17 protein-coding genes are annotated in these 18,444 nt (G+C 73.0%); 12 read left to right on the top strand and 5 right to left on the bottom strand.

The features are described from left to right. Window positions 1-41: 41 nt before the first annotated feature. The gene (gene hmgA, locus ABT123_RS23645; protein WP_351317963.1) at window positions 42-1,397 is read right to left on the bottom strand and encodes a homogentisate 1,2-dioxygenase; all 1,356 of its coding nucleotides are present in this window, start codon (window positions 1,395-1,397) and stop codon (window positions 42-44) included. 149 nt (window positions 1,398-1,546) lie between these two features. On the opposite strand from hmgA, the gene ABT123_RS23640 reads away from it, so the two are divergent. After that, window positions 1,547-3,946 carry a right-handed parallel beta-helix repeat-containing protein gene (locus ABT123_RS23640; protein ID WP_351317961.1) on the top strand — a complete coding sequence of 800 codons (2,400 nt, stop codon included), beginning with the start codon at window positions 1,547-1,549 and terminating at the stop codon, window positions 3,944-3,946. 161 nt (window positions 3,947-4,107) lie between these two features. Then, a complete protein-coding gene (locus ABT123_RS23635) occupies window positions 4,108-4,926 on the top strand; it encodes a cupredoxin domain-containing protein (protein ID WP_351318007.1) in 819 nt (272 codons plus the stop codon). Window positions 4,927-5,017: 91 nt separating this feature from the next. Here the strand turns inward: ABT123_RS23635 and ABT123_RS23630 are convergent, their stop codons facing one another. Next, window positions 5,018-5,212, bottom strand: a complete 195-nt coding sequence (locus tag ABT123_RS23630; protein WP_351317959.1) for a hypothetical protein — start codon at window positions 5,210-5,212, stop codon at window positions 5,018-5,020. Here ABT123_RS23630 and ABT123_RS23625 point away from each other — a divergent pair. The 6 genes from ABT123_RS23625 to ABT123_RS23600 all read left to right on the top strand — a co-directional run bounded on the left by ABT123_RS23625 (window position 5,168) and on the right by ABT123_RS23600 (window position 13,624). Further along, window positions 5,168-6,508 (top strand): hypothetical protein, encoded by a 1,341-nt coding sequence (locus ABT123_RS23625; RefSeq protein WP_502971028.1) that lies wholly within the window; start codon window positions 5,168-5,170, stop codon window positions 6,506-6,508. The two genes, ABT123_RS23630 and ABT123_RS23625, sit on opposite strands and share 45 nt — an antisense overlap. Window positions 6,509-6,529: 21 nt before the next feature. Beyond that, window positions 6,530-7,159, top strand: coding sequence for a TetR/AcrR family transcriptional regulator (locus tag ABT123_RS23620; protein WP_351318005.1), 630 nt, complete (start codon window positions 6,530-6,532; stop codon window positions 7,157-7,159). Between the two features lie 86 nt (window positions 7,160-7,245). Next, window positions 7,246-9,525, top strand: a complete 2,280-nt coding sequence (locus tag ABT123_RS23615) for a molybdopterin oxidoreductase family protein (protein ID WP_351317955.1) — start codon at window positions 7,246-7,248, stop codon at window positions 9,523-9,525. A gap of 73 nt (window positions 9,526-9,598) precedes the next feature. Continuing rightward, window positions 9,599-11,029, top strand: a complete 1,431-nt coding sequence (locus ABT123_RS23610; RefSeq protein ID WP_351317953.1) for a CitMHS family transporter — start codon at window positions 9,599-9,601, stop codon at window positions 11,027-11,029. A gap of 80 nt (window positions 11,030-11,109) precedes the next feature. After that, a complete protein-coding gene (locus tag ABT123_RS23605) occupies window positions 11,110-12,522 on the top strand; it encodes an aldehyde dehydrogenase family protein (RefSeq protein ID WP_351317951.1) in 1,413 nt (470 codons plus the stop codon). 22 nt (window positions 12,523-12,544) lie between these two features. After that, window positions 12,545-13,624: a Zn-dependent alcohol dehydrogenase gene (locus ABT123_RS23600; RefSeq protein WP_351317949.1), complete on the top strand. Its 1,080-nt coding sequence runs from the start codon at window positions 12,545-12,547 to the stop codon at window positions 13,622-13,624. Window positions 13,625-13,702: 78 nt separating this feature from the next. Here the strand turns inward: ABT123_RS23600 and ABT123_RS23595 are convergent, their stop codons facing one another. Next, on the bottom strand, window positions 13,703-14,341 hold the full coding sequence (locus tag ABT123_RS23595; RefSeq protein WP_351317947.1) for a TetR/AcrR family transcriptional regulator: 639 nt from the start codon (window positions 14,339-14,341) through the stop codon (window positions 13,703-13,705). A 69-nt stretch (window positions 14,342-14,410) separates the two neighbouring features. On the opposite strand from ABT123_RS23595, the gene ABT123_RS23590 reads away from it, so the two are divergent. Genes ABT123_RS23590 through ABT123_RS23580 form a run of 3 tightly spaced genes read left to right on the top strand, consistent with a single transcriptional unit; the run spans window position 14,411 to window position 16,629 of the window. Then, a complete protein-coding gene (locus tag ABT123_RS23590) occupies window positions 14,411-15,565 on the top strand; it encodes an acyl-CoA dehydrogenase family protein (RefSeq protein ID WP_351317945.1) in 1,155 nt (384 codons plus the stop codon). Between the two features lie 60 nt (window positions 15,566-15,625). Next, window positions 15,626-15,925 carry a YiaA/YiaB family inner membrane protein gene (locus tag ABT123_RS23585; RefSeq protein WP_351317943.1) on the top strand — a complete coding sequence of 100 codons (300 nt, stop codon included), beginning with the start codon at window positions 15,626-15,628 and terminating at the stop codon, window positions 15,923-15,925. A gap of 59 nt (window positions 15,926-15,984) precedes the next feature. Continuing rightward, window positions 15,985-16,629, top strand: a complete 645-nt coding sequence (locus ABT123_RS23580) for a TetR/AcrR family transcriptional regulator (protein WP_351317941.1) — start codon at window positions 15,985-15,987, stop codon at window positions 16,627-16,629. On the opposite strand, the gene ABT123_RS23575 is transcribed toward ABT123_RS23580, so the two are convergent. After that, window positions 16,620-17,081 carry a MaoC family dehydratase gene (locus ABT123_RS23575; RefSeq protein WP_351317940.1) on the bottom strand — a complete coding sequence of 154 codons (462 nt, stop codon included), beginning with the start codon at window positions 17,079-17,081 and terminating at the stop codon, window positions 16,620-16,622. The two genes, ABT123_RS23580 and ABT123_RS23575, sit on opposite strands and share 10 nt — an antisense overlap. A 261-nt stretch (window positions 17,082-17,342) precedes the next feature. Here ABT123_RS23575 and soxR point away from each other — a divergent pair, with 261 nt between their 5' ends. Then, window positions 17,343-17,786 carry a redox-sensitive transcriptional activator SoxR gene (gene soxR, locus ABT123_RS23570; RefSeq protein WP_351317938.1) on the top strand — a complete coding sequence of 148 codons (444 nt, stop codon included), beginning with the start codon at window positions 17,343-17,345 and terminating at the stop codon, window positions 17,784-17,786. Here the strand turns inward: soxR and ABT123_RS23565 are convergent. Next, complete coding sequence (locus ABT123_RS23565; RefSeq protein ID WP_351317936.1) at window positions 17,783-18,442, bottom strand: 3-keto-5-aminohexanoate cleavage protein; 660 nt, start codon at window positions 18,440-18,442, stop codon at window positions 17,783-17,785. The genes soxR and ABT123_RS23565 overlap by 4 nt on opposite strands. Window positions 18,443-18,444 lie beyond the last annotated feature (2 nt).

Raw genomic sequence — 18,444 nt, 5'->3', positions numbered from 1 at the left:
GTACGGGTGGGGCGGTGTGCGGCCTGCGGTGTGCAGGAATCCTAGGCGCGGAAGTGCCGCTCCAGACCCTGCCAGACGTCGTCGTAACGGCGCTGAAGGTGGTCCGCGCCCGCCGCCTGGGCGGTGGCGGTGATCGGCCAGCGGGTCTCGAACATGAAGGCCAGCCCGTCGTCGATCTTCTGCGGCTTCAGCTCGGCGGCGCTCGCCCTGTCGAAGGTTTCCCGGTCCGGGCCGTGCGCGGACATCATGTTGTGCAGCGAGCCGCCGCCGGGCACGAACCCTTCGGCCTTGGCGTCGTACGCGCCCTCGATGAGGCCCATGTACTCGCTCATCACGTTCCGGTGGAAGTACGGCGGCCGGAAGGTGTCCTCGCCGACCAGCCAGCGCGGGGCGAACACCACGAAGTCCACGCCCGCCAGGCCCGGGGTGTCGGAGGGGGAGGTCAGCACCGTGAAGATCGACGGGTCCGGGTGGTCGTAGCTGATGGTGCCCAGGACGTTGAAGCGGCGCAGGTCGTAGACGTACGGGGTGTGGGTGCCGTGCCAGGCGACCACGTCCAGGGGGGAGTGGTCGTAGGTCGCGGACCAGAGGTTGCCGCAGAACTTGTTGACCACCTCCGTCGGCCGCTCGACGTCCTCGTACGCGGCGACGGGTGCCTGGAAGTCGCGGGCGGCGGCGAGGCCGTTGGCCCCGATCGGGCCGAGGTCGGGCAGCTGGAAGGGCATGCCGTAGTTCTCGCAGACGTACCCGCGGGCCGGCGCGCCGTCGGCGGCCGGCAGCAGCTCGACGCGGAACCGGACCCCGCGGGGGATCAGCGCGATCTGGCCGGGGGAGACGGCGAGCAGGCCGAGCTCGGTGCGCAGCAGCAGTCCGCCGCGCTCCGGGACGATCAGCAGTTCGCCGTCGGAGTCGCTGAACACCCGGTCGGTCATGGATGCGTTGGCGGCGTAGAGGTGGATGGCCATGCCGGCGCGCTGGGTGGCGTCGCCGTTGCCGCCGAGGGTCCACAGGCCCGCCAGGAAGTCGGTGCCGGGGGCCGGGTCGGGCAGCGGGTTCCAGCGCAGCCGGTTGGGGTCCGCGACGGTCTCGGTGAAGGGAGCCGTGCGCAGGCCGCCGTTGTCGATGCGGGTGAAGGGCGGATGCGCGGCCGAGGGGCGGATCCGGTAGAGCCAGGAGCGGCGGTTGTGGGCGCGCGGCTCGGTGAACGCGCTGCCGCTGAGCTGTTCGGCGTACAGGCCCAGGGGGGCGCGCTGGGGGGAGTTGCGGCCGAGGGGGAGGGCGCCGGGGACGGCCTCCGAGCTGTGCTCGTTGCCGAAGCCGGTGAGGTACTCCAGGCCCTCAGCCGTCTTCCCGGCCTGCTCGCTGCCGCTGCCGCCGCCGCTGCTACCGCTGCTCATGCATCCGCTCCCGCTCCGTCGAAGGAATCCTATGGCCGACAGTAGGATTCCGCGGCCGTGGCGTCAACGGCGGACGGGGGCGGGTGGTGTGGAGAAAAGGTGGTGCACGGGGGATCCGAAAAGATGAGCATTGCTCTACTCTCTCGCGCATGTCGTGGACCCGCAGGTTCCCTGCCGTTCCGGCGGCTCTCCTCGCCGCCCTCCTCGCCCTCCTGACCCTGCTCCTCGCCGCGCCCGCCGCGCAGGCGCACGAGGAGCGGCCGGTCACCTTCCCCGACGGCTCCGGATCCGTACCGGAGTACCGCAAGGCCGAACCCGACCTCGTCGTCTGCAAGACCGACCGGGCCGCGTTCGAGAAGCGCATCGCCGGCTTCCCGGAGGAGCTCAGGCAGCGCAACCTCGCCCTCTTCGCACGCTGCGAGCAGAGCGGCTTCCGCCACCTCCAGGAGGCCGTCGACAAGGTCGACCGCCCGGGCATGAACATCGCGATCCTGCCCGGCCTCTACGAGGAGGAGCCCTCACTGCCCAAGCCGACGGGCGAGTGCGCCGCACTGAAGGCGCCCGACTCCTCCCTGGGGTACCAGATCCTCAGCTACGAGCAGCAGGTGCAGTGCCGGCACAACCAGAACCTCGTCGCCATCCTCGGCAAGACCAACCTGCAGATCGAGGGCACCGGAGCCTCCCGGCTGGACGTGGTCATCGACGCCAAGTACCAGAAGCTGAACGGGCTCCGCGCGGACCGCTCCAACGGCATCTACTTCCGCAACTTCACCGCCCAGCGCACCACCTTCAACTCGCTGTACGTGCTCGCCGGCGACGGCTTCGTCATCGACGACGTCCTGACCCGCTGGAACGACGAATACGGCTTCCTGACCTTCGCCAGCGACCACGGGCTCTACAAGAACTGCGAGTCCTACGGCAACGGCGACTCCGGCATCTACCCGGGTAGCGCCTCCAACATCAACGAGGGCCGCGGCTACGACGTGCCCCGCTACTCCATCGAGATCACCGGCTGCCGCAGCCACCACAACATGGTCGGCTACTCCGGCACCGCCGGCGACTCCGTCTGGGTCCACGACAACGAGTTCGACCAGAACATGGGCGGCGCCTCCATGGACAGCGCCTTCCCCGGCCACCCCGGACTCCCGCAGAACCACGCCAAGTTCGAGCGGAACCTGATCCACGACAACAACCAGGACTACTACCGCCACGTGGCCGACGGCACCTGCGCCAAACCGCCCATCGACCGGGGCTACGAGCAGGGCGTGGTCTGCCCGCAGATCTCCATGCCCCCCGGCACCGGCATCATCACCGCGGGCGGCAACTGGAACATCTACGAGAACAACTGGGTGTACGGACACCGGCGCGCCGGGTTCTTCCTCAGCGCCGTCCCCGCCTTCATCCGGGGGGAGTCGGCCTGGTCCAAGCAGGCGGACACCTCCCACCACAACCGGTACGCCGGCAACGTCCTCGGCAAGGACAAGGCCGGCGCCTCCCGCCCCAACGGCATGGACGTGTGGTGGGACGGACAGGGCAAGGGTAACTGCTGGCAGAACGGCCCGGACGGGTCCAGCCCGGGCACCCTCCCCGAGTGCGGGAAGGCCCGCGGGGACGTCTCCGGCGCCTCGGCCCGGCTGGTCGGCGAGCCGGTGAAACTCATCCAGCTGCTCGTCTGCGCCGACTACAACGTCCAGGCCCGCCGGCTGCCGGCCGGCTGCGACTGGTACGGCGCCCGCGGCCTGGAACGGGTGGAGACACAGGCGGCCCTGGCGGTGGCCGTGGTGCTGCTGCTGGTCGGCGGCGTCCTGTGGTGGCGCCGGCTGCGCGGCAGCCGCCTGGCCACGGTGGCCTCCCTGCTGGGCCTGGCCGGCCTGGCCCTGGACGTGGCGGGCTCCACCATGCCCCTGACCGGCACCTTCGTACCGGCCCTCGCCCTGCTCCTGCTGGGCCTGTGGTGGACCGGGATCGGCCTGGCCCTGCGCCCGGACCGCCCCTGGCTCGCCCGGCTCACCCTCCTCCTCGGCGGACTGACCCTGCTCGACGCCTTCGACAAGGCGGTCCTGATGGTCCCCTGGATTCCGCTGAGCCCGGCCTGGCTCCGCGGGCTGGTGGCCGTGGTCTGGGTGCTGTGGGCCGTGATCGCCGCAGCCCGGCCCGGCCCCGGCCGGGTGAGCGGCAGCCCCGGCGGCCCGGGCGAGGACCCCGCCGGCGACCGCACCCCGGTCCCGTCCGGCCCCACCCCGGCCCTGAGCGCAGTCGCCACCGCGGGCCCGGCCCGCGGCTCCGTCCCGGGCACGACCCCGGGCACGGCCCCGGGCGGAGCCGGGGGAGGCGCTCGGGGTGGAGCCGCGAGCGGGGCCGGGGGAGGCGCTCGGAGCGAAGCCGCGGGCGGGGCCGGGGGAAGAGCCGGACGAGGAGCCGGACGAGGAGTCGGGGGCGGCGCTGCGGGAACCCTGGGCGGAGCCGAAGGCGGTGCTCCGGGGGGAACCCTCGGCGGAGCCGGGGGCGGCCACGCCGCGAGCGGCGATTCCTTCGGGGGAGCGGCGTGACCGCCCCCGAGAGCCTGGCCGAGGCGACAGCCCCGGCCGGGCAGCCCGCCTGCCAGACCTGCCCAGCCGCGGGCGGCCGGCCGGCCGGCCGGGCCTGCGGTACGCCGCCGGGCCCGCCCCGCCGACCCGGGCGGCCCGGCCGGGGCCGCCGCTCGGCGGCCCTGCTGGCCGTCGCGCTGCTCCTCGCGGGCGCCACGGCGGCGGGCTGCGGCGGGCGGCCCACCACCCACCACAAGCCCGGCACCAGCCACGAGCAGGCCTCCGGCAGCACCGGCCGGCTGCTGGACACCACGGACGCGGCCGGCCACCGCCACCGAGAGGTCCCCGCCGCGGGCGCCCCCGAGGTCCGCCTCACCGTCCGCCCCGACACCGAGGACGGCTGGAACCTCGAACTCGCCGTGCAGAACTTCCGGTTCACCCCCGGCAGCACCGGCGGCGCGGCCCTCCCGGGCGCGGGCCACGCCCACCTGGAGCTCGACGGCCGGAAGCTGGCCCGGCTGTACGGCCCCTGGCACCACCTGCCGGCCGCGCAGGTACCGCCGGGCCCGCACACCCTGACCGTCCGCCTGTACGCGGACGACCACACCGCCTGGGCGGTCGCGGGCACGCCGGTCCAGGCCACGGCGCAACTCACCGCAGCCGCCCCGGGTGCCACCCCGGGCCACACCCACGGCACCCCAACACCCCCGGGCACCCCGGCCCCGGGCGCCCCCGAGGCGGACCGGACCCTGACGGTCGCCGTCCGCGACGGCAAGGTCAGCCCCGCTCCCGGCCGCACCGAGCTCAAGCGCGGCGAGCGCGTTGCCCTGCGCGTCACCAGCGACCGCGCCGACACCCTGCACGTCCACGGCTACGACCGCGAACTGGCCTTGCCCCCGAGCCAGGAAGCCACCCTGGTCCTGACCGTGGACCGCACGGGCCTCTTCGAGGTCGAAACCCACGAGTCCGGCCTCGTCCTCACCCAGCTAGTGGTCCGGTGACCGAATGAGGCCAAGCGGCCCCCTCCCGAGCCCGGCCCGGGCGCCAGCCGGCGGCTCCGGCTCCGGCCCCGGCTCCGGTCCCGACCCCGGCTCAGGCGCCGGCTTCGGCCCTGGCTCCAGCACTGGCCTCGACCCCGGCCTCGGATCCGGTCCCGAGTCCGGCCCTGGCTTCGTCCCTGGCGCCGTCACCGACCCCGGCTTCGGGCCTGGCCCGGAGGCCGTCCCCGGGGACGGCCTCCGGGTGGACCTCGGCCAGGTCCTTGCCCATGGTGTGGGGTCCAGCCACGATCTGCCCATCTCTCCCTTCTATGCGTTCGCCGGTGCCTTCACCGCCCTCTTCGTCTCCTTCCTCGCCCTCGGTCTGCTCTGGTCCACCTCCCGGTTCCGCGGTGACCGGTCCGGCCGCCCGCTGCCCGCCCGCCTGGAACGCCTCGCCGATGCCCCTCTCACCCGCACCGCCCTGCGGGTGGCCGGGCTCGCCGCGGCCCTGTTCGTCCTGCTGCACCTCCTCCTCGGTCCCGACGACCCCGAGCGGAACCCGGCGCCCGGAGCCGTCTACGTCCTCCTCTGGGTCGGTCTGGTCCCGGCCTCCCTCCTGCTCGGCCCCGTCTGGCGCCTCCTCAGCCCGCTGCGCACCCTGCACCGCCTCCTCGCCCGGATCCGGATCCGGATCCGGATCCGGCTCCGGGGCCGGGGCGCGGGTGGCCGGGCTGCCGCCGGCCCGACTCCCGCCCGCCGCCCGATCCCGGCCCGCCTCGGCACCTGGCCCGCCGCCCTCGGACTGCTCGGCTTCACCTGGCTCGAACTCGTCGCCCCCGACCCCGCATCGACCACCACCCTCCTGACTGCCGTCCTCTGCTACGCCGCCGCCCAGCTGTTGCTCGCCGCGCGCTACGGCGAGCGCTGGTTCGCCCACGGAGACGCCTTCGAGGCGTACTCCGTGCTCCTGTCCCGGCTCTCCCCCCTCGGCCGCCGCAGCGACGGCCGCCTGGTGATCCGTAATCCCTTCCACGGGCTCGACGGGACGCCCGAGCAGCCCGGACTCGTCGCCACCGTCTGCGTCCTGCTCGGATCCACCGCCTACGACGGCTTCTCCGACACGCCCACCTGGATCAATACCGTCCAGACCTCCCCCCTCGGCCGCACCCCCACGGCCACCCTCGGACTCCTCGGCTCCATCGCCCTCGTCGCCGCCCTCTACTGCGTCTGCGCAGCGGCCACCCGCCTGGTCTCCGGCCCGCTCCCCGGACCCCTGACCGCCTTCGCGCACTCACTGCTGCCGATCGCCCTCGGCTATCTCGTCGCCCATTACTTCTCCCTTCTGGTGACCGAAGGGACACGCACAGTAATCGTGGCACTGGGCACTGACAACGCCCCCGAACCCGCTCCACCCCTGGGTCCCGGCGGCCTGGCCGCCCTCCAGGTCATCGCCGTCGTCACCGGTCACGTCCTCGGTGTCATCGCCGCCCACGACCGTTCCGTGCGGCTCTTCCCGCCCGCCCGGGCCGTCGCCGGGCAGCTCCCGATGCTCGCGCTGATGATCATCTACACCATCGGTGGAATCGGACTCCTGCTGAACTGATCGACTTCGAGGAGCGGCATGATGGACTCCGTGTCCCCCCTGCCTCCCGCCCGTCCCCTCCGCCGCGCCCCGGTCCAGCAGCGCAGTGCCGACCGGCTCGCCCGGATCCTCGACGCCTGTGCCGAGCTGCTCGACGAGACCGGCTACGAAAACCTCAGCACCCGCGCCGTCGCCCTCCGGGCCGGCGTACCCATCGGCTCCGTGTACCGGTTCTTCGACAACAAGCGGGCCATGGCCGACGCCCTCGCCCACCGCAACCTCGACCGCTACGCCCAGGGCATCGCCGACCGGCTGGCCCTGCTCCCGGCCACCGACTGGCGGCCCGTCGTGGACGCCGTGCTCGACGAGTACCTCGCCATGAAGCGGACCGTCCCCGGCTTCGTCCTGGTCGACTTCGGGGTGCCGGCGCCGCCGGCCGAGGAATCGCCCGCCGACCCCAACCACCTGGTCGCCGCCCGCCTCACCGAACTCCTCTGCGGCCACCTCCAGCGGACCCCCGACACCGCCCTGCGGCGTGCCGTCCTGGTTGCCGTCGAGGCCACCGACGCCCTGATCCAGCTGGCCTTCCGCTCCGACCCGGCCGGTGACCAGGACATCGTCGACGAAACCCGGGTGATGATGCAGGCCTATCTCGCCCGCGTCCTGGACTGAGCTCCGCCGGACCCTCCCGGCCGTGCCTACCGGTCGGTATGCTCGGCGTGCCCGCGTGCCGCAGCCTGCCGCCCCCAGGAGGGCCCATGCCCAGCGCTCCCCGCACCGCCCTGCGCATCTGCCCGCTCTGTGAAGCCACCTGCGGACTCACCCTCACCCTCGACGGCACCACCGTCACCGGCGCCCGCGGCGACCGCGAGGACATCTTCAGCCGCGGCTTCATCTGCCCCAAGGGCGCGGCCTTCGGCGGGGTGGACGGTGACCCCGACCGGCTGCGGACCCCGCTGGTCCGGCGCGGCGGGCAACTCCGCGAGGCCGGCTGGGAAGAGGCGTACGAGGCCGTCGCCGCCGCTGTCCCGGGCCTGGTCCGGGAGTACGGAGCCCAGTCCGTCGGCGTGGTCCTCGGGAACCCCAACGTGCACACCATGGCCGGGGCCCTCTACCCGCCGCTGCTGCTCAAGGCCCTCGGCACTCGCAACCTGTTCACCGCCAGCACCCTCGACCAGATGCCGAAGCACGTCTCCAGCGGGCTGCTGTTCGGCGACCCCTTCGCCATCCCGGTCCCGGATCTCGACCGCACCGACTTCCTGCTGCTCCTCGGTGCCAACCCGGTCGAATCCAACGGAAGTCTGTGCACCGCCCCCGACTTCCCCGGCCGGCTGAAGGCCCTGCGGGCCCGCGGCGGCACCCTGGTGGTCGTCGACCCGCGCCGGACCCGGACCGCCCGACTGGCAGACCGTCACCTCGCGCTCCGGCCCGGCAGCGACGCCCTGCTGCTCGCCGCCCTCGCCCACACCCTGCTCGAGGAGAAGCTCGCCGACCCCGGCCCGCTGACGGAGCTACTCGACGGGGGCCTCCGGGAACTCGCCGAAGCCCTCGCCCGTTTCACCCCCGAGGAGGTCGCGCCCGCCTGCGACCTCCCGGCCGGAGAGATCCGCGCGCTCGCCCGTGAGCTGGCCGCCGCCCGCACCGCCGCCGTGTACGGGCGAATGGGCAGCTGCACGGTCGAGTACGGAACCCTCGCCAGCTGGCTGGTCGACGTACTCAACATCCTCACCGGCAATCTCGACCGGCCGGGCGGAGCCCTCTTCCCGCTCTCCGCGACCGCCCCCGCGCCCCGGGCGGCCGGTCCGGGCAAGGGCTTCGCGCTCGGCCGCTGGTCCAGCCGGGTGTCGGGCCACCCCGAGGCCAAGGGCGAACTCCCCCTCGCCGCCCTCGCCGAGGAGATCGACACCCCGGGGGAGGGCCGCATCCGCGCGGTCATCGCCATCGCCGCCAACCCGGTGCTGTCCGCGCCCGACGGCCATCGCCTCGACGCCGCCCTGGCCGGCCTGGACTTCATGGTCTCGGTGGACCCCTACCTCAACGAGACCTCCCGCCACGCACATGTGGTGCTGCCCCCGCCGCCGCCCTCGCAGAGCGCGCACTTCGACTTCGCGTTCAACGGGTTCGCGGTACGCAACCAGGCCCGTTTCAGCCCGGCAGCCGTCCCCCTGGAGGAGGGCCGGCTGGACGAGTGCGAGATCCATGCACGCCTGATCCTCGCCGTGTCCGGCATGCACGGCGCCGCCCCGGCCGCCGTGGACGACCTGGCGATCCGCAGCAGCCTGGCCAAGGCCGTAGCCGATCCGGGATCGCCGCTGCACGGCGCCGACCCGGACCGGCTCGCCGGCCTGCTCGCCGGCAGCTCCGCGCCGGAGCGGCGGCTGGACATGATGCTCCGACTCGGCCCGTACGGGGACCGGTTCGGCTTCGGCCCCTCCCATACGCACCACTCCCATACACACCACGCCGCAGCCGACGGCGGGCTCGGGCTGGAGCGGCTGCTCGCGCACCCGCACGGCATCGACCTGGGCCCGCTGCGGCCCCGGCTCCCGGGCGTGCTCAAGACGCGCAGCGGCAGGATCGAGCTGCTGCCGGGACCGATCGCCGCCGAACTCCCCAGGCTGCGCGCGGCGCTGGCGGAACGCCCCGCTGCCCTGGTGCTCGTCGGCCGCCGGCACCTGCGGTCCAACAACAGCTGGTTGCACAACGTCCCGGCCCTCACCGGAGGTTCCAACCGGTGCACCCTTCAGGTGCACCCGCTGGATGCCGCCCGGCTGGGACTCGTGGACGGCAAGGCGGCCCGGATCAGTGCCGACGGGGGCTCGCTCGAGGCCCCGGTGGAGATCACCGACAGTGTGCGGGCCGGTGTGGTCAGCCTGCCGCACGGCTGGGGCCACGACCGGCCCGGCACCCGGCTGTCCGCCGCCTCCGCAGAGCCGGGGGTCAACGTGAACCAACTGCTCGACGGCAGCCGACTGGACCCGCTGTCCGGGACCGCCGTCCTCAACGGCTTCCCGGTGGAGCTCATACCCCTGCCCTGAGCTGGGGTTTTGCCCATATTGCTCACGCGTTCACACCTTGTTAACGCGAGTCGGGGGCACCTACCTTCCCCCCATGCTGACCATCCTCGGATTCGCCATGATCGCGACATTCCTCGTCCTGATCATGATGAAAAAGATGTCGCCGATCGCGGCACTCGTCCTCGTCCCCGCCCTGTTCTGCGTCATCGCCGGCCAGGGCGCGCAGCTCGGCGACTACGTCATCGACGGGGTCGGCAAGCTCGCGCCGACCGCCGCCATGCTGATGTTCGCCATCGTCTACTTCGGCGTGATGATCGATGTCGGTCTCTTCGACCCGATCGTCCGGGGCATCCTGCGCTTCTGCAAGGCGGACCCGATGCGCGTCGTCGTCGGGACCGCCGTGCTGGCCGCCATCGTCTCCCTCGACGGCGACGGCTCGACCACCTTCATGATCACGGTTTCGGCCATGTACCCGCTCTACAAGCGGCTCGGCCTGAGCCTGGTGGTGATGACCGGTGTGGCCGCAACCGCCAACGGCGTGATGAACACCCTGCCCTGGGGCGGCCCCACCGCCCGCGCCGCAACCGCCCTCAAGCTGGACGCCGCCGACATCTTCGTCCCCATGATCCCGGCCCTGGCCGTGGGCCTGCTGTTCGTGTTCGTCCTGGCCTATGTCCTGGGTGTGCGCGAGCGCCGCCGGGTCGGGCTCCTGGCCCTTCCCGCACAGGAGTCCGTAGAGGAGCCCGTGGCGGAGCCTGCGGAGACCCTGGTTGCGGCCGGTACCCCGGCAGGCGCCCCCGGGTCCGGCGCCGCTGCCGGGTCCGCCGCTGCCGGGTCCGTCGGTGCGGGGGATTCGGCACCCGCCGACCCGGAGCACGAGGGGTTCCAGGGCCTGGACCCGCACCGTGCCACCCTGCGTCCCCGCCTCTACTGGTTCAACGCCGGTCTCACCCTCCTCCTGCTCACCTCGATGATCATGGAGTTGCTGCCCATCCCGGTCCTGTTCCTGCTGGGCGCCGCCCTCGCGCTCACCGTCAACTTCCCGAAGATGCCGGACCAGAAGGCCCGGATCGCCGCCCACGCCGACAACGTCCTCAACGTGGCCGGCATGGTCTTCGCCGCCGCCGTCTTCACCGGGGTCCTCACCGGCACCGGCATGGTCAAGCACATGGCCGACTGGCTGGTCGGCGCCGTCCCCGAGGGCATGGGCCCACACATGGCACTGGTCACCGGCCTGCTCAGCCTGCCCCTCACCTACTTCATGTCGAACGACGGCTTCTACTTCGGTGTCCTGCCGGTCCTCGCCGAGGCCGGCGCCGCCCACGGGGTCTCGTCGCTGGAGATCGCCCGGGCCTCCCTGGTGGGTCAGGCCCTGCACATGTCGAGCCCGCTGGTCCCCGCCGTGTACGTACTCGTCGGCATGGCCAAGGTGGAGTTCGGCGACCACACCCGCTTCACGGTCAAGTGGGCCGCCCTCACCTCCCTCGTGGTGCTGGCGGCAGGGATCGTTTTCGGCATCATCTGACCCTGGCGTGCCGAGAACCACCGATGCTGGTTTGTAGGGTGTTCGCGAGGTTCGATGCGCTGGTGCTCGGGAGGAATGCGATGAAGGCCCACGACGGCATGTACATCGGCGGGGAATGGCGGCCCGCCGCCGGCCGGGACCGGATCGAGGTCCTCAACCCGGCGGACGAACAGATCCTCGGCGGGGTCCCGGCCGGCACGGCCGAGGACATCGACGCGGCGGTACGCGCCGCGCGCGCGGCCTTTCCCGGCTGGGCGGCCACCCCGCCCGCCGAGCGGGCGGGCCGGATCGCGGCCCTGCGCGACGTGCTGATCGCCCGCAAGGGCGAGTTCGCCGAGCTCATCACCGCCGAGCTCGGCTCCCCGCGCGGCTTCTCGGAGATGGTGCACGTCGGAGCCCCCATCGCGGTGGCCTCCTCGTTCGCCGAACTGGGCGTCGGCCACGCCTTCGAGGAGCGCATCGGAAACTCCACCGTGCTGCTCGAACCGGTCGGCGTGGTCGGGGCCATCACGCCCTGGAACTACCCGCTGCACCAGATCGTTGCCAAGGTGGCACCCGCTCTCGCGGCGGGCTGCACGGTCGTCCTCAAGCCCGCCGAGGACACCCCGCTGACCGCGCAGCTCTTCGCCGAGGCGGTGGACGAGGCCGGCCTGCCGGCCGGCGTCTTCAACCTGGTGACCGGCACCGGCCCGGTCGCCGGACAGGCGCTGGCCGCCCACCCCGGGGTCGACCTCGTCTCCTTCACCGGCTCGACCGCCGTCGGCCGACTCGTCGGCGCCACCGCCGGTGCCGCGATCAAGCGGGTGGCCCTCGAACTGGGTGGCAAATCGGCCAATGTCATCCTGCCCGGGGCCGACCTGGCCAAGGCGGTCGCCACCGGCGTCGGCCATGTCATGAACAACTCCGGCCAGAGCTGCAACGCGCTCACCCGGATGCTCGTCCACCGGGACCAGTACGAGGAGGCGGTCGCCCTCGCCGCCGCCGCGGTTGCCGGGTACCCCGTGGGCGACCCGGGCGACTCCGCGACCCGACTCGGCCCCGTGATCAACGCGAAGCAGCGGGACCGCGTCCGCGCGTACATCACCCGGGGCATCGAGGAAGGCGCCCGACTCGTCGCCGGCGGCCCCGAGGCGCCGCACGAGCAGGGCTACTTCGTCGCGCCCACCGTCTTCGCCGACGTCACCCCCGAGATGACCATTGCCCAGGAGGAGATCTTCGGCCCGGTCCTCGCGATCCTCCCGTACGAGGACGAGGAGGAAGCCCTCCGGATCGCCAACGGCACCGTGTACGGCCTCGGCGGCGCCGTGTGGGCGGCCGACGAGGAGACGGCGGTCGCCTTCGCCCGCCGTATGGACACCGGCCAGGTGGACATCAACGGCGGCCGGTTCAACCCGCTCGCGCCCTTCGGCGGGTACAAGCAGTCGGGCGTCGGCCGCGAGCTGGGCCCGCACGGCCTGGCCGAGTACCTCCAGACCAAGTCCCTGCAGTTCTGACCGCCCCGACGGAGAAGCCACCATGGTCCGCGCCGCCGTACTGCCCGCCGTCGGAGCCCCCCTGGAGATACGGGAGATCGTGCTGCCCGATCCCGGTCCCGGGCAGGTCCGCGTCAAACTCGTCGCTGCCGGGGTCTGCCACTCCGACCTCTCCCTCACCAACGGCACCATGCGGGTGCCGGTGCCCGCCGTCCTCGGTCACGAGGGCGCCGGCACCGTCCTCGCCGTCGGCGAGGGCGTCACCCATGTCGCACCCGGCGACGGAGTGGTCCTCAACTGGGCCCCCTCCTGCGGCCGGTGCCACCACTGCACCATCGGCGAGGTCTGGCTCTGCGCCAAGGCCCTCGCCGGGGTCGGGGACATCTACGCCCACGACGCCCAGGGCACCGAGCTGCACCCCGGCCTCAACGTCGCCGCCTTCGCCGAGGAGACCGTGGTCGCGGCCAACTGCGTGCTGCCCGCCCCGGCCGGTATCCCGCTGGCCGAGGCCGCCCTGCTCGGCTGTGCCGTCCTGACTGGCTACGGCGCCGTCCACCACAGCGCCCAGGTGCGCCCCGGCGAATCGGTGGCGGTCTTCGGTGCCGGCGGGGTCGGCCTCGCCGCGCTCCAGGCGGCGCGGATCGCCCAGGCCGGCCCGGTGATCGCGGTGGACGTCTCCCCGGCCAAGGAGGAGCTGGCCCGGGCGGCCGGAGCCACCGAGTTCGTCCTCGCCTCCGAGGCCACCGCCAAGGAGATCCGCACCCTGACCGGCGGCCAGGGCGCTGACGTGGCCGTCGAATGCGTGGGCCGCGCCGACACCATCCGGACCGCCTGGGAGTCCACCCGGCGCGGCGGACGCACCACGGTCGTCGGCATCGGCGGCAAGGACCAGCAGGTGAGCTTCCACGCCTTGGAGATCTTCCACTTCGCCCGCACCCTCACCGGCTGCGTCTACGGCAACAGCGACCCCGCCCGCGACCTCCCGGTGCTCGCCGAACACGCCCTGGCCGGCCGCCTCGACCTCGGCGCGCTGGTCACCGACCGGATCGGGCTGGAGGGCATCCCGGCCGCGTTCGACGCGATGCTCGCCGGGAAGGGTGGCCGCTCACTGGTGGTCTTCTAGGACGGGAGAGGGCCGGGGCGGCCGGGCCTGCGGCGGCGGGGTCTGGCCCCCCGGCCCCCGCCCCCCGGTACCCCCGGTTCAGGCCAAAGCCTCGTACTGCAGTGCCAGCCCGTCCAGGAGCGCCGTCAGGCCGGCTTCGAAGGCCCCCTCGTCGACCTCCCGCTGCCGCTCGGCCAGCAGATGGGCCTGACCCGGGTGCGGATAGTCCGCCGGGTCGTAGGCCGCCTCGTCGTCCACGAACCCGCGGGCGAACGAGCCCACCGCCGATCCCAGGATGAAGTACCGCATCAGCGCGCCGATCCGGGTGGCCTGGGCCGGGGGCCAGCCCGCCGCCGTCATGGCGCCGAACACCGCGTCTGCCACCCGCAGCCCGGACGGCCGGCGGCCCGGGCCACGCGCCAGCACCGGCACGATGTTCGGATGGTCGGCCAGGGCGTCCCGGTAGGAGTGCGCCCAGTCGTGCAGCGCGGTCCGCCAGTCCCGCGGATCCTCCTCGCCGAACATCGACAGATCGACCCGCGCGCTCACCGCGTCGGCCACCGCCTCCAGGATCTCGTCCTTGGTGCGGAAGTGGTTGTAGAGGGAAGGCCCGCTGACCCCGAGCGCGGCGGCCAGCCGCCGCGTCGACACCGCCTCCAGCCCTTCCCGGTCGACCAGGACGCCCGCCGCCTCGACGATGCGTTCCCGGTTCAGGAGGGGCTTGCGCGGTCTGGCCATGCGCCACATAGTAAGCCGTGCCCGCCAAAAACTACCGCTGCTAATTAACGCACCGTGCGAGGGGTGGCCATGAATCTGGAGCTGAGCGAGGAGCAGACCGCCGTACGGCGGCTGGCCCGCGAGTTCACCGAGCGCGAGATCGCCCCGTACGCCGCGGCCTGGGACCGCGCCGAGAGCGTCGACCGCGCCATCGTCAAGAAGCTCGGCGAGGTCGGCTTCCTCGGACTCACCGTGCCCGAGGAGTACGGCGGTTCCGGCGGCGACCACCTCTCCTACGTTCTGGTCACCGAGGAGCTCGGACGCGGCGACTCCGCGGTGCGCGGCATCGTCTCCGTCTCCCTCGGTCTGGTCGCCAAGACCATCGCCGCCTGGGGCAGTGAGGAGCAGAAGCGCGAGTGGCTGCCGCGGCTCTGCGCGGGCGATGCCCTCGGCTGCTTCGGGCTGACCGAACCCGGCAGCGGCTCCGATGCCGGCAGCCTCACCACCCGCGCCGTCCGGTCCGGCAATGCATACGTTCTCAACGGCAGCAAGATGTTCATCACCAACGGCACCTGGGCCGATGTGGTGCTGCTCTTCGCCCGCACCGACCCCGCCGAGCCCGGCCACCGCGGGGTCTCCGCCTTCCTCGTCCCCACCGACACGCCCGGCCTGACCCGCCGCGAGATCCACGGCAAGCTCGGCCTGCGCGGCCAGGCCACCGCCGAGCTGGTCCTGGAGGACGTCACGGTGCCCACCGCCGCCCTGCTCGGCCTGGAGGGAAAGGGCTTCACGGTGGCCATGTCGGCGCTCGCCAAGGGCCGGATGTCGGTGGCCGCCGGCTGTGTGGGCCTCGCCCAGGCGGCGCTGGACGCGGCCGTCGCGTACGCCGCCGAGCGCGAGCAGTTCGGCAAGCCGATCGCCCAGCACCAGCTGGTGCAGGAGCTGATCGCCGACATCTCGGTGGACGTGGACGCCGCCCGCCTGCTCACCTGGCGGGTCGCCGATCTCATCGACCGGGGGCAGCCGTTCGCCACCGAATCGGCCACGGCGAAGCTCTTCGCCTCCGAGGCCGCCGTCCGGGCGGCGAGCAACTCCCTCCAGGTGCACGGCGGTTACGGCTATATCGACGAGTACCCGGCCGGCAAGCTGCTGCGCGACGCCCGCGTGATGACCCTCTATGAGGGCACCAGCCAGATCCAGAAGCTCCTCATCGGCCGCGCCCGCACGGGGGTTTCGGCCTTTTGAGTACCTGACTGAGTACCTGAGCGGATGCCGCGCCGACCGGCCCGCCGCGATGGTGGACCCATGAACGAGACACCGGTCAAGCAGCAGAACACGGGGGCGTACTACGGCCAGGCCGTCGCGTCCTTCGCCATCGCGCTCGGTGCGGTCGCGGTCGGCATCTACAACATGGACACGGGCCCCTGGGTGCGGGCCTTCATGGGGATCGCGGTCCTGTACCTGACCACCTCCGCCTTCACCCTCGCCAAGGTGATCCGGGACCGGCAGGAGGCCGACCAGATCGTCAGCCGGGTGGACCAGGCCCGGATGGAGAAGATCATGACGGAGTACGACCCCTACCACCCGAAGGCCCCGAAGCCCTAAGCGCTTGCTCACCCTCCGGTAGGGTGTTCACTTCCACACGGCGGAGAGGTGAGCGAGCGATGGACAGCGCGGACAGCGCGGCGGAGACCGGCGGCAGCGGCGACGGATACGTGCCGTGGTCGGAGGTCGCTCCCGACGCGGCCCGGCGGCTGCTGATCGCGGCGGTGGAGGCCTTCGCCGAGCGCGGCTACCACGCCACGACCACCCGGGACATCGCGCAGCGCGCCGGCATGAGCCCGGCCGCCCTCTACATCCACTACAAGACCAAGGAAGAGCTGCTCCACCGGATCAGCCGGATCGGCCACGACAAGGCGCTGGAGATCCTGCGGACGGCAGCCCAGGGGCCGGGCACCGCCGCCGAGCGGCTCGATGCGGCCGTACGGTCCTTCGTACGGTGGCACGCCGCGCACCACACCACCGCACGGGTGGTCCAGTACGAGCTCGATGCTCTCGGGACGGAGCACCGCTCCGAAATCGTGGCACTGCGCCGGGAGAGCGATGCCGCCGTCCGCCGCATCCTCGCCGACGGGGTCGCGGCGGGGGAGTTCGACGTCCCCGACGTGCCCGGCACCACCCTGGCCGTGCTCTCGCTCTGCATCGACGTGGCCCGCTGGTTCAACACCGCCGGCAACCGCACGCCCGACGAGGTCGGCGCGCTCTACGCCGACCTCGTACTCCGCATGGTGGGCTCGGCTCAGAAGTAGTAGCGGGACACCGTCTCCGCCACGCACACCGGCTTGTCGCCGTCCTCGCGCTCCACCGTGACGGTCGCGGCGACCTGCACCCCGCCGCCCGCCTCGGTGACCTCCGTGATCACGGCGGTCGCGCGCAGCCGCGAACCGACCGGGACGGGGGAGGGAAAACGGACCTTGTTCGTCCCGTAGTTGATGCCCATCCGCATGCCCTCGACCCGCATGATCTGCGGTACCAGGCTGGGCAGCAGCGACAGGGTCAGGTAGCCGTGCGCGATGGTGGAGCCGAACGGGCCGGAGGCGGCGCGCTCGGGGTCGACGTGGATCCACTGGTGATCGCCGGTCGCGTCCGCGAAGAGGTCGATCCGCTTCTGGTCGACCTCCAGCCAGTCGCTGGGCCCCAGCAGCGCACCGGTCCCGGCGTGCAACTCCTCGGCGGACGTGAAGATCCTCGGCTCGGCCATGCGTCTCCCTCTCCCAATCGGAACAAGCGCTTGCTCAGCATGGTTGGGCGGTATGTATCTGTCAACGGACCGGAGGCGTGCCGACTAGGGGGTGTTCGGCGGATCAGGGTCGGATAGCCCGGGTCGTCTGGTGCCGTGGATTGCAAGGCGGAGGAGGGAGACGACGCGGAGCGTCGGCGACCGACGACAACGCGGCAAGCCGCGGTGCCAGGCGGGCCGGGCCCGGCCATGATCCGCCGAACATCCCCTAGGCTCGGGCGGGTGCCGCAGATTCCCGAGAACGTCCACGAACTCACCGTCGGCCAGCTGTCCGCGCGCAGCGGAGCGGCGGTGTCCGCGCTCCACTTCTACGAGGCCAAGGGACTCATCAAGAGCCGCCGCACCTCGGGCAACCAGCGCCGCTACTCGCGGGACGCGCTGCGCCGGGTGGCCTTCGTCCGCGCCGCCCAGCGGGTCGGCATCCCGCTGATCACGATCCGCGAGGCCTTGGCACAGCTCCCGGAGGAACGCACCCCGAACCGCGAGGACTGGGCGCGCCTGTCCGAGGCCTGGCGCTCCGAACTCGACGCCCGCATCAAGCGGTTGGGCCGGCTCCGCGACCACCTGACGGATTGCATCGGGTGCGGCTGCCTCTCGCTGGAGAGCTGCGTGCTGTCCAACCCGGACGACGCATTCGGCGACCGCCTCACCGGCTCGCGTCTTTAGGCCCTCTCCAGCGCCGCGGCGGAGACCAGGTCCGCGTTCGAGCGGGCCGGGAGGCCGTTCGGGAGGTGGAGGACGTCGCCGATGCCGGTCCGGCAGGTGTGGCCGAGGGCGACCGCCATCCGGAGCACCGGCCAGGCCGCCGCCCCGCGCCCGTACAGCACCGTCCGGCCCGCGCCGGGCAGGCTCAGCCCGCGCAGCAGGGCCGGATCGGCCGCGGCCAGTTCGACCACCAGCCGGGCGACCGGAACCGCCGGCGCCGGCCCGGCACCCGGGCCCGGCCGCAGCACGCCGTCCACCGAGACCCCCCGCTCGGCCAGCGCCGCAGCCACGGCAGCCGCGGCCGGATCCGCGAGGTCCACCGTGGCACGGTCCGGGAGGAGCTCCCAGGCACGGATCCGGCCCACCGGATCCGGTTCGCCCGGAACGGTCGCGCAGACCGACAGCGGGACCGCGACCGCCGCCCGCAGTGCGGCGAGCAGCGGCCCGGCCACCCGCGGGGACAGGCTCTCCCGCCCGCACGGCGTCCGCGGGTGCACCAGGATCTCGGCGGCCCCCGCCGCCACGGCCCCCACCGCCGCCGCCACCAGCGCCTCCGGCGACATCGGCACGGCCGCGCCGTCCGCCGCCGTACGGGACCCGTTCAGCGAAACCTGCATCA

This window comes from Streptomyces sp. NPDC002054 (genome assembly GCF_040296685.1).
Taxonomy (GTDB): Bacteria; Actinomycetota; Actinomycetes; order Streptomycetales; family Streptomycetaceae; genus Streptomyces.
This window is presented reverse-complemented; position numbering and strand designations above follow the sequence as displayed.

Excerpts from the sequence above, each read along its gene's own strand:
- hmgA (WP_351317963.1), bottom strand. The coding sequence starts at position 1,397 with ATGAGCAGCGGTAGCAGCGGCGGCGGCAGCGGCAGCGAGCAGGCCGGG.
- ABT123_RS23640 (WP_351317961.1), top strand. The coding sequence starts at position 1,547 with ATGTCGTGGACCCGCAGGTTCCCTGCCGTTCCGGCGGCTCTCCTCGCC.
- ABT123_RS23620 (WP_351318005.1), top strand. The coding sequence starts at position 6,530 with ATGGACTCCGTGTCCCCCCTGCCTCCCGCCCGTCCCCTCCGCCGCGCC.
- ABT123_RS23615 (WP_351317955.1), top strand. The coding sequence starts at position 7,246 with ATGCCCAGCGCTCCCCGCACCGCCCTGCGCATCTGCCCGCTCTGTGAA.
- ABT123_RS23610 (WP_351317953.1), top strand. The coding sequence starts at position 9,599 with ATGCTGACCATCCTCGGATTCGCCATGATCGCGACATTCCTCGTCCTG.
- ABT123_RS23605 (WP_351317951.1), top strand. The coding sequence starts at position 11,110 with ATGAAGGCCCACGACGGCATGTACATCGGCGGGGAATGGCGGCCCGCC.
- ABT123_RS23600 (WP_351317949.1), top strand. The coding sequence starts at position 12,545 with ATGGTCCGCGCCGCCGTACTGCCCGCCGTCGGAGCCCCCCTGGAGATA.
- ABT123_RS23595 (WP_351317947.1), bottom strand. The coding sequence starts at position 14,341 with ATGGCCAGACCGCGCAAGCCCCTCCTGAACCGGGAACGCATCGTCGAG.
- ABT123_RS23590 (WP_351317945.1), top strand. The coding sequence starts at position 14,411 with ATGAATCTGGAGCTGAGCGAGGAGCAGACCGCCGTACGGCGGCTGGCC.
- ABT123_RS23585 (WP_351317943.1), top strand. The coding sequence starts at position 15,626 with ATGAACGAGACACCGGTCAAGCAGCAGAACACGGGGGCGTACTACGGC.
- ABT123_RS23580 (WP_351317941.1), top strand. The coding sequence starts at position 15,985 with ATGGACAGCGCGGACAGCGCGGCGGAGACCGGCGGCAGCGGCGACGGA.
- ABT123_RS23575 (WP_351317940.1), bottom strand. The coding sequence starts at position 17,081 with ATGGCCGAGCCGAGGATCTTCACGTCCGCCGAGGAGTTGCACGCCGGG.
- ABT123_RS23565 (WP_351317936.1), bottom strand. The coding sequence starts at position 18,442 with ATGCAGGTTTCGCTGAACGGGTCCCGTACGGCGGCGGACGGCGCGGCC.